General features: G+C 65.4%; 11 protein-coding genes. 3 read left to right on the top strand and 8 right to left on the bottom strand.

Features of this window, described 5'->3' with window-relative positions:
* Nucleotides 1-1,278, top strand: coding sequence for a lipid IV(A) 3-deoxy-D-manno-octulosonic acid transferase (waaA, locus tag Herbaro_RS02205; RefSeq protein ID WP_275012211.1), 1,278 nt, complete (start codon nt 1-3; stop codon nt 1,276-1,278).
* Here the strand turns inward: waaA and Herbaro_RS02210 are convergent.
* The 4 genes from Herbaro_RS02210 to Herbaro_RS02225 are packed head-to-tail and all read right to left on the bottom strand — an operon-like array spanning nt 1,260 to nt 8,229.
* Entirely contained in the window at nt 1,260-2,369 is a 1,110-nt protein-coding gene (locus tag Herbaro_RS02210; RefSeq protein ID WP_342456502.1) for a UDP-glucose 4-epimerase family protein, read from the bottom strand. The genes waaA and Herbaro_RS02210 overlap by 19 nt on opposite strands.
* Before the next feature lie 58 nt (nt 2,370-2,427).
* A complete protein-coding gene (locus tag Herbaro_RS02215) occupies nt 2,428-3,861 on the bottom strand; it encodes an efflux transporter outer membrane subunit (RefSeq protein WP_275012212.1) in 1,434 nt (477 codons plus the stop codon).
* On the bottom strand, nt 3,854-7,009 hold the full coding sequence (locus Herbaro_RS02220) for an efflux RND transporter permease subunit (protein WP_275012213.1): 3,156 nt from the start codon (nt 7,007-7,009) through the stop codon (nt 3,854-3,856). The genes Herbaro_RS02215 and Herbaro_RS02220 overlap by 8 nt, the downstream gene beginning before the upstream one ends.
* Nucleotides 7,010-7,020: 11 nt before the next feature.
* Nucleotides 7,021-8,229: an efflux RND transporter periplasmic adaptor subunit gene (locus tag Herbaro_RS02225; protein WP_275012214.1), complete on the bottom strand. Its 1,209-nt coding sequence runs from the start codon at nt 8,227-8,229 to the stop codon at nt 7,021-7,023.
* Between the two features lie 273 nt (nt 8,230-8,502).
* Between Herbaro_RS02225 and Herbaro_RS02230 the strand changes: the two genes are divergently transcribed.
* Together Herbaro_RS02230 and Herbaro_RS02235 are read left to right on the top strand one after the other, a co-directional pair.
* On the top strand, nt 8,503-8,865 hold the full coding sequence (locus Herbaro_RS02230) for a hypothetical protein (RefSeq protein WP_275012215.1): 363 nt from the start codon (nt 8,503-8,505) through the stop codon (nt 8,863-8,865).
* A 1-nt stretch (nt 8,866) separates the two neighbouring features.
* Nucleotides 8,867-9,526: a TetR family transcriptional regulator gene (locus Herbaro_RS02235; RefSeq protein ID WP_275012216.1), complete on the top strand. Its 660-nt coding sequence runs from the start codon at nt 8,867-8,869 to the stop codon at nt 9,524-9,526.
* Between the two features lie 24 nt (nt 9,527-9,550).
* Here the strand turns inward: Herbaro_RS02235 and Herbaro_RS02240 are convergent, their stop codons facing one another.
* From Herbaro_RS02240 to Herbaro_RS02255, 4 genes are all read right to left on the bottom strand, one after another.
* Nucleotides 9,551-10,849, bottom strand: a complete 1,299-nt coding sequence (locus tag Herbaro_RS02240) for a TolC family outer membrane protein (protein WP_275012217.1) — start codon at nt 10,847-10,849, stop codon at nt 9,551-9,553.
* Between the two features lie 184 nt (nt 10,850-11,033).
* Nucleotides 11,034-11,357, bottom strand: coding sequence for a rhodanese-like domain-containing protein (locus Herbaro_RS02245; protein WP_275012218.1), 324 nt, complete (start codon nt 11,355-11,357; stop codon nt 11,034-11,036).
* Nucleotides 11,358-11,366: 9 nt separating this feature from the next.
* Nucleotides 11,367-12,032, bottom strand: a complete 666-nt coding sequence (locus Herbaro_RS02250; RefSeq protein ID WP_275012219.1) for a protein-L-isoaspartate O-methyltransferase family protein — start codon at nt 12,030-12,032, stop codon at nt 11,367-11,369.
* Between the two features lie 150 nt (nt 12,033-12,182).
* On the bottom strand, nt 12,183-15,380 hold the full coding sequence (locus Herbaro_RS02255) for an efflux RND transporter permease subunit (RefSeq protein ID WP_275012220.1): 3,198 nt from the start codon (nt 15,378-15,380) through the stop codon (nt 12,183-12,185).
* Between the last annotated feature and the right edge of the window lies 1 nt (nt 15,381).

Consider the following 15,381-nt stretch of genomic DNA (forward strand, 5'->3'; position numbering starts at 1 on the left):
ATGCGCCTGTTGTATTCCCTCTTCTGGTGGATCGCCATGCCGCTGGTGCTGGCGCGCCTGTGGCGCCGCGGCCGCAAGGAGCCCGGCTACCGGCGCCACATCGGCGAACGCCTGGGCTTCTATCCGCGCCTGCCCGATCCGAACACGCGCTTCATCTGGGTCCATGCCGTCTCGGTGGGCGAGACGCGCGCCGCCGAGCCGCTGATCGACGCGCTGCTGCGCGAGTATCCGCAGCATGCCATCCTCTTGACCTGCATGACCGCCACCGGCCGCGCCACCGGCGCCCAGCTGTTCGGCAAGCATGGCGCGCGCGTGGTCCAGAGTTTCCTGCCCTACGACACCGGCTTCATGTGCGGGCGCTTCCTGCGCCGCTTCCGTCCGCTCGCCTGCATCCTGATGGAGACCGAGGTCTGGCCGAACCTGGTGGCGCAATGCAAGCGCCACGGCGTGCCGGTGATGCTGGCCAATGCGCGCCTGTCGGAGCGCTCGCTGCGCCGGGGGCAGCGCTTTGCCTCACTGCTGCGGCCAGCGGCGGAGGCGATCGATATCGTCGGCGCGCAGTCGCAGGCTGACGCGCAGCGCCTGTGCGCATTCGGCGCGCGGCATGTGGACGTCACCGGCAGTTTGAAATTCGATGTGCAGCCGCCGGCCGAGATGGTCGAGCGCGGCCTGGCGTGGAAACGCGCCATCGGCGAGCGCCGCGTGCTGCTGTGCGCCAGCACGCGCGAGGGCGAGGAGCAACTGATCCTGGACGCCTTGGGCAAATTGGGGAAGGTGGACTGGCTGACCGTGATCGTGCCGCGCCATCCGCAGCGCTTCGACGAGGTGGCGGCGCTGGTGCGCGCGCAGGGCCTGTCGATGCGGCGCAGGTCGGAGATGGACGCCGCCTTCGGCGCCGAGGGCATCGACGTGGTGCTGGGCGATTCGATGGGCGAGATGTTCGCCTACTACGCGCTTTGCGATGCCGCCTTCATCGGCGGCAGCCTGCTGCCCCTGGGGGGGCAGAACCTGATCGAGGCGTTTGCGCTGGGCAAGCCGGTGCTGATTGGGCCGCACACGTTCAATTTTGCTCAGATTTCCAAGGACGCTGTTGCAGCAGGGGCGGCCGTGCAGATCAACAACGCCGCTGAACTATGGCAAATCTGGCGCAGCTTGGCTCAGGCTCCGTTAAGGCGCCACCAAATGGGCGACACCGCGCTGCGTTACGCGCAGCATCATCAAGGTGCCACAATTCGTACGCTTGCCCTATTCGGCCGGCTTCAGACTCCGCGACGATAAGCTTCCACCGTTCTGCTTAACGCAACATCGCTGCTGACCGGCGGTATCCAGTCGAGCAAGGCCTGATTCTTTGAGATATCCACCTGCAGTGAGGAGCACAACCGTTGAGCAACGGCGGGCCTGCCTAGAAAACGTGCCGCCAGACGCAGTAATTCCGGTGGTACGGAGAGAAGAGGCGCACGTTTTCCCAATGCCTTGCCAATGCGCCGCAACATCTCAGTGGTGGACATGTCATCGCCATCGCTGGCAAGGAATACTTGACCGGCTGCAGCTGGGTGGTGGATGCATAGGGTGAGTATATCAATCAAGTTGTCTATGGCGACTAGGCTACGGCGATTGTGCGTAACTCCTCCCAAAGGCAAAGGGACGCCCTTGTCGAGCCATCGAATCATGCTGCGAAAATTAGCTTTGACTCCAGGGCCATATACCAACACCGGCCGAATCACGCTGATTTCCATCTCTCCAATTGAGGCCAGGGTCGAAAGCGCTTGTTCTGCTTCAAGCTTAGATACGCCGTAGGCATCGGATGGAGAGGGCGGGTCGTCTGCCCGGAAGGGAGCACCACGTTGACTTTCCTCGCCGTTGACCTTGACTGAACTCAGAAATACAAAACGCTTTACTCCCAAGGTTTGTGCTTGGCGAGCCAGGGCGAGGGTGCCGGCAACATTAACCCGTCGAAATTCAGCCAGTGGATCAGTCGCCTTCTCATGCATGACATGTACGCGGGCTGCGCAGTGAATCACACAATCGACATCTTTGAGCATCGTGCGCCAGTCCCCATCTGGTTCCAGGCCATCCATTTGTGCAAGCTCGAGGTGTTCGGCCGACAACGATATTTGCGACGGATCGCGGGAAGCGGCTCGGACTTCGTAGTCGCCTTGTTCTAGCAAATGCTTCGTCAATGCGCTGCCAATGAAGCCGGAAGCTCCCGTAATCAGTATTCTCATGGTGTCTCCATCTTTCAGGGCGAGAAAGGCGCCACCATACTTTGAGATATTCTCGGCGCTGTTCAGCGTTTCTGACTGACGGAAACGTAAAGAGTTCTTTACGTCTTCATCGCATCTCCTATTGATGAGTTTTCGATGTTGCAAACAAAAAAACTCCCGCAAATGCGGGAGTTTTTTTACGAGATGAACGTATGGATGTGCTTTACTGCGAGACTTGTGAATTCTCGTTGAGCCCACCCCCCAGCGCCTTATAAAGGTCGATGGCATTGTTCAGGCGCAATTGCCTTGCCTGGATCAGCGCCTGCTGCGCCGAGAACAGGTCGCGCTGCGCGTCGAGCTGGTCGAGCGAGGAGGCGATGCCGTTCTTGAAGCGCAGGTCGGTCAGTTTCAGGCGTTCCTGCTGGGCGTTGAGGAAGGCTTCCTGGGCCTTGACCTGGTCGTCCAGGCTGCCGCGGGCGACCAGTGCGTCGGCCACTTCGCGGAAGGCGGTCTGGATGGTCTTCTCGTAGCTCACCACGGCCTTGTTCTTGCGCACTTCGGCCAGGTCCAGGTTGGCGCTGTTGCGGCCGAAGTCGAAGATCGGCAGCGACAGCTGCGGGCCGAAGCTCCAGGCGCCCGAGCCGGAGTCGAACAGGCCGCCCAGCGTGTTGCTGGCGGTGCCGAAGCTGCCGGTCAGGCTGATGCGCGGGAAGAAGGCCGCGCGCGCGGCGCCGATGTTGGCGTTGGCGCCGATCAGGGTCTGCTCGGCCGCGAGGATGTCCGGGCGGTTGGCCAGCAGGTCCGAGGGCAGGCCGGCCGGGATGTCGGTGACGATCTTTTCATCCGACAGCAATTGCGCCGGCGCGAGCTCGCCGACCTTCTTGCCGACCAGCAGCGTCAGGGCGTTCTCGGCCTGGGCGCGCTGGCGCTGCAGCTGCGCCTTGGCCACGCGGGCCGACTCCACCAGGGTTTGCGTGAGGCGGAAGTCCAGCGCCGACGATGCGCCCACGTCCAGGCGCTTTTGCGCCAGCTGGATATCGTCCTCGCGCGACTTCAGCGTCTGCTCGGCCAGCAGCAGTTGCTCGGCATAGGAACGTTCGGCCAGGTAGGCTTGCGCTACCTGCGCCACCAGGCTGATCTGCGCCGACTTGCGCGCCTCCTCGGTGGACAGGTAGCTGGCCAGTGCGGCGTCCTTCAGGCTGCGCACGCGGCCGAAGAAGTCCAGCTCGTAGGCCGGCACGGCCAGGCCCACCTGGTAGCTGTTGCTGATGTAGGGCTGGCCGGTCAGCGACTGGCTGGCCGCCGTGCGGGTACGCGCGGCCGCGCCGGATACGTTCAGGTTGGGCAGCAGGTCGGCGCGGGTGATCTGGTATTGCGCGCGCGCTTCCTCGATGTTCAGGGCGGCGGTGCGCAGGTCGCGGTTGTTCTCCAGCGCCGCCGCGATCAGCGCTTGCAGGCGCTGGTCGGGGAAGAACTGGCGCCAGCCGAGGTTGACGGCCTGCAGTTCTGCGCGGCCTTCGGCGCTGGCCGGATACGAGGTTTCCACCGGCGCTTGCGGGCGCTCATAAGTGGGGACCAGCGAGCAGCCCCCCAATACGCCGGCGACCGCCAGCACCGCGCACAGCTGCGACAGTTTTGGCATCGACAGTTTAGCCATTGTTGTTCTCCACATTGATCTTGGGCGAATGGTCAGCGTCGAACTTGCGTTGACGCTCGCTGCCCTTGAATATCTTGCGCACCACCACGAAGAAGACCGGCACCAGGAACACCGCCAGCACAGTCGCGGTGATCATGCCGCCCATCACGCCGGTGCCGATCGCGCGTTGGCTGGCCGAACCGGCGCCGGAGGCGATGGCCAGCGGCAGCACGCCGAGGATGAAGGCCAGCGAGGTCATGATGATCGGGCGGAAGCGCAGGTGCACCGCTTCCAGCGTCGCTTCGATCAGGCCCATGCCTTGCGCCTGCAGGTCCTTGGCGAACTCGATGATCAGGATCGCGTTCTTGGCCGACAGGCCCACCACCGCGATCATGCCCACCTTGAAGTACACGTCGTTGGGCATGAAGCGCAGCGTCACGCCCAACAGCGCGCCGAGGATACCCAGCGGCACCACCAGCATCACCGCCAGCGGGATCGAGGTGCTTTCATACAGCGCGGCCAGCACCAGGAACACGGCGATCAGCGACAGCGCGTACAGGGCCGGCGCCTGGTTGCCGGAGGTCTTTTCTTCCAGCGACTGGCCGGTCCATTCGAAGCCGAAGCCGTCGGGCAGCTTGGACACGAAACCTTCCATCTCCGCCATTGCCTCGCCGGTGCTGCGGCCGGGCGCCGCGCCGCCGGCGATCTTCATCGCCGGATAACCGTTGTAGCGGATCAGCTGCACCGGGCCGTTGATCCACTTGGCGCTGACGAAGGCCGAGAAGGGCACCATGCCGCCGTTCGAATTGCGGGCGTACAGGCTGGTCAGGTCTTCCGGCTGCAGGCGGCGCTGGGCGTCAGCCTGCACGATCACGCGCTGCTGGCGTCCCTGGTTGGGGAAGTCGTTCACGTACGACGAACCCAGGGCCGTGGAGAGCACGCTGTTGATCGCCGAGAACGGCACGCCCAGGGCGTTGGCCTTGTCGCGGTCGATGTCGAGCTGCAGCTGCGGCGCATCTTCCAGGCCTTCCGGACGCACGCCGGCCAGCACCTTGCTCTGCGAGGCCATGCCCAGGATCTGGTTGCGGGCCTGCACCAGGGCCGCGTGGCCCAGGCCGGCGCGATCCTGCAGGCGGAAGGTGAAGCCGGTGGCGTTGCCCAGTTCAGGGATCGGCGGCGGGTTCAGCGGGAACACGATCGCATCCTTGATCTGCGAGAAGGCGCCGAAGGCCTTGCCGGCGATGGCGTCGGCCGACTGCGCGCCGGTGCGCTCGGACCAGTCCTTGAGCGGCGTAAACACCAGCGCGGCGTTCTGGCCGTTACCCGAGAACGAGAAGCCCAGCACCGCGATGGCGTGCTCGACCGCCGGATCCTTGAGGTAATACTCTTCGATCTTCTTCACCACTTCCACCGTGCGCGCGGTGCTCGCGCCAGGCGGCAGCTGCACGTTGGTGATGATGTAGCCCTGGTCTTCGTTGGGCAGGAAGGAGGCCGGCAGGCGAGCGTACAGCAGGCCCACGCAGACCACGATCAACACATACACGATCATGTAGCGGCCGGCCTTGCCCAGCATGCGGCCGATCAGGCTCTGGTAGCGTCCCGCGGTGGTGTTGAACTTGCGGTTGAACCAGCCGAAGAAGCCCTTCTTCTCATGATGGTGCCCCTTCTCGACCGGCTTCAGGATGGTCGCGCACAGCGCCGGGGTCAGGGTGAAGGCCATCAGCACCGAGAACACCATGGAGGCCACCATCGACAGCGAGAACTGGCGATAGATCGCGCCCACGGCGCCGCCGAAGAAGGCCATCGGGATGAACACCGCGATCAGCACCAGCGTGATGCCGATCAGCGCGCCCGAGATCTGGCCCATGGCCTTGCGCGTGGCGTCGGCCGGCGAGAGGCCTTCCTCGCTCATGATGCGCTCGACGTTTTCCACCACCACGATCGCATCGTCGACCAGGATGCCGATGGCCAGCACCATGCCGAACATGGTCAGCACGTTGATCGAGAAGCCGAACACCAGCAGCGTGGCGAAGGTGCCCAGCAGGGCCACCGGCACCACCACCGTCGGGATGATGGTGTAGCGGATGTTCTGCAGGAACAGGAACATCACCAGGAACACCAGCACGATCGCCTCGATCAGGGTCTTGACCACTTCCTCGATCGAGATCTTCACGAACTTGGAGGTGTCGTAAGGGATGGTGTACTTCACGCCGGCCGGGAAGTACTTGGCCAGCTCTTCCATCTTCTTGTGCACGGCGGTGGCGGTGCCCAGCGCGTTGGCGGTGGGCGAGAGCTGCACGCCGATGAAGGAGGAGGGCTTGCCGTCCAGGCGCCCGGAGGTGTCGTAGGTCTGGCCGCCGACTTCGATGCGGGCCACGTCGCGCATGCGCACGGCCGAACCGTTCGCATTGGCGCGCAGGATGATGTCGCCGAACTGCTCGGGCGTGGTCAGCTGGCCGTTCACCACCACGGTCGCGGCGATCTGCTGCGAGCCGGGACTGGGCAGCGCGCCCAGGGTGCCGCCCGCCACCAGCGCGTTCTGCGCGGTGATGGCCGCGGTCACGTCGGCCGGGGTCAGGTTCAGGCCGATCAGCTTGTTCGGGTCGATCCAGATGCGCATCGCGCGTTCGGTGCCGAACAGCTGCGCCTGGCCCACGCCGGGCACGCGCTTGATTTCGTTGAGGACGTTGCGCGACAGGTAGTCGCCCAGCGCCACCGGATCAAGCTTGCCGTCGGTGGAGGACAGGCCGATGAACAGCAGGAAGTTGGAGCGCGACTTGGTCACCTGCACGCCCTGCTGCGTGACGGCCGCCGGCAGGCGGGCCTCCACGCGCTTCAGGCGGTTCTGCACGTCCACGGCCGCCAGGTCGGGGTTGGTGGCCGGCGAGAAGGTCACGGTGATCTGCACCTGGCCGTTGGCCTGGCTTTGCGACTCCATGTACTGCAGGCCGTCGGCGCCGTTCATTTCCTGTTCGATCAGGCTGGTCACCGAATCGTCCAGGGTCTGCGCGGTCGCGCCCGGATAGGTTGCCGTCACGACGATGGTCGGCGGCGCGATACTGGGGTACTGGGCCACCGGCAAGCCGGTGATCGCCAGTGCCCCGGCCAGCATGATGAAGATGGCCAACACCCACGCGAAAACGGGGCGATCAATAAAAAACTTTCCCATCTGGCAGCCTCTTAGTTAGCTTTCGGTTGGGCGCTCGCAGCTTGCTGGCCCGGTTGGCCTTGCGCGGGAGCGCCCGCGGGATTCTGGTTCCACGCCACAGGCTTGACCGGGGCGCCCGGCTTGACCTTTTGCAGTCCTTCCACGATCACGCGGTCGCCTTCCTTCAAGCCGTCCAGGATCTGCCAGCTGTTGCCGCGCGCGGCGCCGGTCTTGATCGGACGTGGCTCCACCTTGTTCTCGGCGTTGACCACGAACACGGACGAGCCGTTGGGGTCGCGCATCACGGCTTGTTGCGGCACCAGCAGGGCGGCCTCGTCGACCGCCTGTTCGATCTTGGCGCGCACGTAGGTGCCCGGCAGCAGCACGCGCTTGGGGTTGGGGAATTCGGCGCGCAGCGAGACCGAACCGGTGGCTTCATCCACCGTGATGTCGGAGAACAGCAGCTTGCCCTGCAGCGGATAGGCCTGGCCGTTTTCCTGCAGCAGCGTCACCGCCGCCTTGTTGTCGCCCACGCTCTTCAACTGGCCGCTGGCCATGGCCTGCTGCAGCTTCAACAGGTCGGCGCTGGACTGGGTCACGTTGACGTAGACCGGGTCGAGCTGCTGCACCAGCGCCAGCTGGGTGGCGTCGCTGCCCTGGCCGACCAGCGCGCCTTCGGTCACCAGCGCGCGGCCGATGCGGCCGGAGATGGGCGAAGTCACGGTCGCATAGCCCAGGTTCAGGCCGGCGGTCTGCACCGCGGCCTTGCCCGAGGCGACGTCGGCTTCGGCCTGCTTCTGCGCGGCGACGGCGTCGTCGTATTCCTGCTTGGAGACGGCGTTGGCCTCCACCAGCGGCTTGTAGCGCTGCGCCTTGAGCGCGGCCTGGGTCAGGTTGGCCTGGGCGCGCGCCAGCGTGGCCTGGGCGCTGTCGTAGGTGGCCTTATATTGCGCCGGGTCGATCTTGAAGAGGACCTGGCCTTCCTTGACGTCGCTGCCTTCCTTGAAGACGCGCTTTTGCACGATGCCGGCCACGCGGGCGCGCACCTGCGCCACACGGAAGGCCTCGACCCGGCCCGGCAGCTCATTGGTGATGGCGACGCGTTGCGGCGCCACGGTGACGACGGAGACCTCAGACGGCGGCATCGCGCCCGGAGCGGCTGGTTTTTGTCCGCAGGCGGCCAGGGCGGCAGCAACTGCGATTGTCATGGTGAGGCGCGTGAAACGACTGACTGAGCTCATAGATATCTCGCACGAAAGTAAAGTGAGGCCGCCGTGGCGGCAATGAAACGAATTCGATGAAGCGGATGGTGCTGCCTCGTCCGGAGGGCGGAGAGACTGGAAAAACACGTAAAAGCAGTTTGTTGCAGAGCAAAAAAGAAGATGCCTGCTTCCCGGCGGAGGCGGTCGATTTTTTGCGTTTGATTGACGACAGAGACTTGAAGCGGGTGCTATTATACATACATTCATGTATGTATGTATTTATTCGGAAACTCTCACTAATTTAGCAAACTTGTGGAAATCAGCGTAGGTAAATATGAGCGATTCCTTGCATTTAACCGACAAGAGCGCCTCGCCGCCATTTCTGCAGGAGAAAAACCGAGTCGCCGTTGCCGCTTCTGCGTCGATTTGCCGCAGCCCGGGACTTGGATTGCCAGCCATGCCATTGTGCCAAAGCTTGTCTTACGGGAACATGACAGCGCGCACCCGCCCGGCGCGCCGCCGTGGTGTCGCGCATCGGTCGCCGATGTGCGCGCGCAGCATCCGCGGCATGTACCGGGCTTGCGCGGCAAGCCGCGCGGCCGGGCTGCGCGTTTCCTTCCATCATCGGGTATCGCCATGATCCAGATTTCCATCCTTCCGCGCCCGGGCCGCTGACATGGCCCGCTCAACCAAGGAAGAAGCGCTCGAGACGCGCTCCCGCATCCTCGACGCCGCCGAGCAGGTGTTCCACGAGCGCGGCGTCTCGCAGACCTCGCTGGCCGACGTGGCCAAGGCCGCCGACGTCACGCGCGGCGCCATCTACTGGCACTTCAAGAACAAGTCCGACCTGTTCGACGCCATGTGCGAGCGCGTGCGGCTGCCGATGGAAGCGGTGCTGGAAGAGAACGCCAGCCCGCAGCAGGAAGACCCGTTGGGTCAGTTCCTGCGCAGCGGCGTCTACGTGCTGACCCTGGCCGCCACCGACGAGCGCTGCCGCCGGGTGTTCGACATCATCTTCAACAAGTGCGAATTCGCCGATCACGACGACCCGATCCTGGTGCGCCAGCGCGAATGCCATGTCGACGGCATGCTGCGCCTGGAGCAGATCCTCGGCAACGCCATCGCGCGCGGCCAGTTGCCGGCCTCGCTCAACATCCGCGTGGCCTGCCTGATGGCGCACTCCACCTTCAGCGGCCTGCTGACGGACTGGTTCTTCGCGCCCGACAGCTTCGACCTGGTGGCCGACGGCGAGCGCATCCTGGCCGCCTCGCTGCATGCCTTGAAGACGGCCCCATCGCTGCAGAAGGACGCCGACGGCAAGACGCCCTCGGTCTGATCCAGCTTCCCGCTTCCCTCTTCCTTATTGCTGCGGCCCGCCCAGGAGGGCGTTGACCTGCGCCAGGTCGTCCTCGCGCAGCGCGCCGGCCGCGGCCTTGAGCTTCAATCCGTTCATCAGCGTGTCATAGCGCGCTCGGGCCAGGTCGCGCCGCGTCGAGTACAGCTGCTGCTGGGCGTTGAGCACGTCGATATTGATGCGCACGCCGACCTGGTAGCCCAGCTTGTTGGAGTCCAGCGAGGACTGGCTCGACACTTCGGCCGCCTCATACGCCTTCACCTGCGACAAGCCGTTGACCACGCCCAGGTAGGACTGGCGCGCGTTGAGCACCGCCGTGCGGCGCGCGTTCTCCAGATCCGAGCGGGCCTTGTCGGCCAGCGCGATCGCCTCGTCCACCTTGCTGCCGGTGGCGAAGCCTGAGAACAGCGGGATGTTCCACTGCACGCCGACCGAGTTGCTGTAGCCGCGCAGGTTCAGGTAGGGCGAGCGCACGCTGGTCTGGTCGGTAAAGTTGCGCCCGGCAACCAGGTCGACCGTGGGCGCGTGCCCGGCGCGGTTGCGCTTGATCTCGCTTTGCGCGATCTCCAGCGCCACCTGCTGGCCCACCACCGCGTAGTTGTCGGCCTGGGCGCTGGCGATCCAGGTGTCGATCTGCGCCGGCTGCGGCGCCGAGAGCTTCACGCCCGGGCGCAGCACCGACAGCGGCGCGGGCGCCTGGCCGATGATCTGCTGCAGCTTGGAAAGCGCGACCTCCAGGTCGTTCTGCGCGGCGATCTCCTGCGCATTGGCAAGGTCGTAGCGCGCCTGGGCCTCGTTGGTGTCAGTGATGGTGGAGGTGCCGATCTCGAAGTTACGCTTGGCCGAGGCCAGCTGCTCGCTGATGGCGATCTTCTGCGCCGCCAGGAAGGACAGCGCATCCTGCGCCGCCAGCACGTCGAAATACGCCTGCGCGCAGCGCAATATCAGGTCTTGCTGGGCCTGCGCGAACTGCGCTTCGCTGGAGGCTACCGACAGCTTGCCCTGCTTGTAGGTCTCCCAGTTGGCCAGGCGCAAGAGCGGCTGCGTCAGCTGCAGCGCGTAGCTGTTGTTGGTGCTGTCGAAGTTCTGGTCCGAGCGGGTGTAGCTGCCGCCGACGCTGATGGCGGGCAGCAGGCCGGCGCGGCCCTGGGTGTCCTTCTCGCGGCCGGCGGCCAGCGCATAGCGCGCGCTGGTGTAGACCGGGTCGTTGGCCAGCGCCAGCTGGTAGACCTGCAGCAGGTCGGCGGCGCCGGCGGCCGGCGTGGCCAGGGCGGCAAGCAGGGAGACGATCAGGGCGGAACGCATGCGGCGGATTCTCCGGACAAGGCAAGGGGTGGAACAGGCGGCGCGGACGGCGGCAAACGGAACCCGGGCCTGCGCCGCGCTACGCGGCGGCAAGGCGGATGGCGTGAAAGGGAGGGGAAAGTTCGCCGGCGCCGGACTGCCGCCAGGCCCGTCCGCGAGGAACGGGGATGGCGGCATCGGCAACTCAGTAGGTCGGCATGGACGGATCGACCTGGTTGGCCCAGGCGTGCACCCCGCCGGTCAGGTTGATCACCTTGGTGAAGCCCTGGCGTTCGAGGAACGCCGCCACCTGCATGCTGCGTCCGCCATGGTGGCAGATGCAGACCACGGTCTGCTCTTCATCGAGCTCGGAGAAGCGCCCGGGAACCGTGTTCATCGGCACCAGCTGCGAGCCGGCGATGTTGCAGGTTTGGTGTTCCCAGGGTTCGCGCACATCCAGCAGCAGGGGAGTAGGGCGGTCGGGATCGGCGATCCACGCTGCCAGGTCCGGGGCGGTGATGTGCTCCATGAGATATTCCTAGAAAGTGAAGTGGGACGGCGTGGTCGCCGCATGCAGCGGAGTGGCCGCGGTTTCGACGATGTTGACGGTCTCGAAGGCCTGCTCCGAGGTGCGGGTGATGAGCTTGAGCTGCATCACCGGCAGGGAGCCGACGATGGCCAGCAGGCGGCCGCCGATCTTGAGCTGCTTGCCGAAGGCTTCCGGCAGCACCGGCAGCGAACCGGAGATCACGATCACGTCGTATTCGGCAGCCTTGCCGTCGGCGCCGGTCCAGCCCTGCGCGCCGTTGCCCAGCTGCACGTCGACGTTGGCCACGCCGTAGTCCGACAGGTTCTGCTCGGCCAGGCTCTTGAGTTCCGGCGAGATATCGACGGTCGTCACGTGGCGCGCCTTGTGCGCCAGCAACGCCGCCATGTAGCCCGAGCCGGCGCCGATTTCCAGCACCACCTCGTGCTTCTTGACGTTGGCTTCCTGCGCGATGCGGGCCTCGATCTTCGGCGCCAGCATGTTTTCGCCGCCCGGCAGCGGGATCTCGGTGTCGAAGAAGGCCAGGCTGCGGTGCGCGGCGGGAACGAATTCCTCGCGCTTGACGACCGTCAGCAGGTCCAGAATGTCCTGCGCCAGCACGTTCCAGGGGCGGATTTGCTGTTCGATCATGTTGAAACGGGCTTGTTCGATATTCATGGCGGTGGGCTCTAATAGCGACGGAAAACCGCCATTTTATCAAACACCGCCCAGCTAGACAGCTCGTGTAGAGCTGAAAAAACGCCCGGGAAACCCGCCTGTTGCGGGATTTCCCCGTTGCAACAGGGCGCGGCGACCGCGCCGGCCGCTTCAGCCTTCATGCCGCGTCCCCTCGTCGGCCTGGTCCGCGCCCCGGCCGAACCACTTGCGCTTGACCCAGGCGCCCAGGTCGTCCAGGTAGGTATAGGCCACCGGCACCACCACCAGCGTGAGCAGCGAGGAGGTGATGATGCCGCCGATCACCGCCTGGCCCATCGGGGCGCGCTGCTCGGAACCCTCGGCCACGCCGAAGGCCAGCGGCACCATGCCGAACACCATGGCCAGCGTGGTCATCAGGATCGGGCGCAGGCGCACGTGGGCAGCCTCCAGCAGCGCGGCGCCCCGCTCCATGCCTTCGCGGCGCGCCTGGTTGGCGAAGTCCACCAGCAGGATCGCGTTCTTGGTCACCAGGCCCATCAGCATGATGAAGCCGATGATGGAGAACATGTTGAGCGTGGAGCGGAAGAACATCAGCGCCAGGAACACGCCGATCAGCGTCAGCGGCAGCGAGGACATGATCGCGATCGGCTGCAGGAAGCTGGCGAACTGCGAGGCCAGGATCATGTAGATGAACACGATGGCCAGCGCCAGCGCGCCCACCGCGTAGCCGAAGGACTCGTTCATGCTCTTGGTCGAGCCGCCGATCTGGTAGCGGTAGCCCGGCGGCCAGTGGATGTTGTCCAGCATGGTCTTGATCTCGGCGTTGATCTGTCCCGCCGAGCGGCCCTGCGCGTTGGCCGAGAGCTCGACCTCGCGGTTCAGGTCGCGCCGGTTGATCTGGTTGGCGCCCAGCGTGTGCCTGATCTCGGCCACCTGGCGCAGCGGCACCATGCGCGGCGAGCCGTCCGAGTTGGTCAGCGTGCTGGCCAGCATCAGGCGCGAGAGGTCGTCCACGGTGTTGCGGTCCTTCAGCGACAGGCGCACGTTGACGTCGTAATTCTCGTCATCCGGCCCGCGCCAGCTGCTGGCCGCCTCGCCCGCCAGCAGCGGCGAGAGCGCATTGCCCAGCTGCGCCACGCCGATGCCCAGGTCGGAACCGATGTCGCGCCGCGGCTCGATCGAGATGGTGGGCTTTTGCGCCTTCAGGCTGGAGTCGAGGTCGACCACGCCATTCATCCTGCGCATCTGCGCTTCCACCTGCTCGGACAGGCGCGCCAGCTGCTGCAGGTCGGGGCCGAGCAGGCTGAAGCGGATCTGCTTGTTGTCGCCGCCCACGCCGTCCAGCGTGCCCACGTGGGTGATGCTGATGCCGGCCACGCGCGAGAGCTTCTCGCGCAGCAGCGGCGCCATCTGGCCGGTGGTCAGGCTGCGTTGGCTGCGCGGCTTCAGGCGCACGAACACGGTCGCGTAGTTCTTGCCCTGGGCGTTGCCGGTGTTGACCGTGCTGTAGATGTCGGTGATCTCGGGGAACTGGCGCAGCACGGCCTCGACCTGGCGCACCTTGCTCTCGGTCAGCTCCAGCGAGGAGCCGACCGGGGTGAAGAAGGTGACCCCGGTTTCCGAATAGTCCGCCTGCGGCACGAACTCCGAGCCGATCAGGCCGGCGGCCGGCAGCGCCAAGCCGCCGAAGAACGTGGCCAGCGCGATCAGCAATGTCGCCACGCGGTGCCTGAGCGACCAGCGCAGCATTTCCTGGTAGCGCGCCGACAGCCATTGCACCAGGCGGTCGAAGGCATGCAGCACGCGGCCGATGCTCTTGTCGTACCAGCCGGCCTTCCTGCCGTGCTCGCCGTGGGCATCCGGATCGGGCCAGATCGAGGACAGCATCGGGTCCAGCGTGAAGGACACGAACATCGAGATCAGCACCGCCGCGGCCACCGTCACGCCGAACTGGTGGAAGAAGCGGCCGATGATGCCGCCCATGAAGCCCACCGGCAGGAACACCGCGACGATGGAGAAGGTCGTCGCCAGCACCGCCAGGCCGATTTCCTGCGTGCCCTCCAGCGCCGCCATGCGGTGCGACTTGAACTTGCCGTGCACCTTCATGCCGGCATGGCGCACGATGTTCTCCCGTACCACGATGGCGTCGTCGATCAGCAGCCCCACGCACAGCGACAGCGCCATCAGCGTGATCATGTTGATGGTGAAGCCGAACATGTACATGAACAGGAAGGTGCCGATCAGCGCCACCGGCAGCGTCAGGCCGGTGATCACGGTGGAGCGCCAGGAGTTCAGGAACAGGAACACGATGGCCACCGTCAGCAGCGCGCCCTCGATCAGCGTGCGCCGCACGTTCTCGACCCCGGTGCGGATCTGGCGCGAGCCGTCCTTGACGATCTCCAGCGTCACGCCCGGATAGAGCTTCTCGAAGCTGGGCCCCATGTCGGCCATGGCGCGCTTCAAGCCGTCGGCCACGTCGATGGTGTTCTGGCCCTGGGCCTTGAGGATGTCCAGCGCCAGCGTGCGGCGGCCGTTGTAGAGCGCCAGCGTCTCCTGCTCCTCCTGGCCGTCGACCACGTTGGCGACCTGCTCCAGCGTCACCGGCTGGCCGCCGCGGCGCGCCACGATGATGCGCCTGAAGTCTTCCGGATTCTTCAGCCGGCCCTGCACCTGCACCGTCTTTTCCGCGTCCAGCGTGCGGATGGCGCCGGTGGGCAGCTCCTGGTTCTCGTTCCTGACGGCATCGATGATCTGGTTCACGCCTACGCCCAGCGCTTCCATCTCGGCCGGCTTGACGTAGATGTTGACCTCGCGCTTGACGCCGCCCACCAGCGTCACCGAGCCCACGCCGCGCACGTTTTCCAGGCGCTTCTTGATGACCTGGTCGGCGATGGTGGTCAGCTCGCGCAAGGTGCGCGGCTTGGCGCCGGGCGCGTTGGAAACCGAGATCGAGAAGATCGGCTGGTCGGCCGGGTCGAAGCGGGTGATGCGCGGCTCATCCACCTCCTTGCGGAACGCCGCCTTCACCAGCGCGACCTTCTCGCGCACGTCCTGCGCGGCCAGCGCCGGGTCGACGGTCAGGTCGAACTGCACGATCACCACCGACAGGCCTTCGTAGGAGTGCGACATCAGCGTATCGATGCCGTTGATGGTGTTGACCGACTCCTCGATCTTGCGGGTGACGTCGGACTCGACGTTCTCGGGCGAGGCGCCGGGGTAGCTGGTCTGCACCACCACCACCGGGAAGGTGATGTCGGGGAACTGGTCGACCCGCATGCGCTGGTAGGAGAACAGGCCCAGCACCACGAAGGCCATCATCATCATGGTGGCCAGGACCGGGTTGCCGATCGAGATGCGCGTGAACCACATC

Source organism: Herbaspirillum sp. WKF16, from assembly GCF_028993615.1.
Taxonomy (GTDB): Bacteria; Pseudomonadota; Gammaproteobacteria; order Burkholderiales; family Burkholderiaceae_D; genus Herbaspirillum.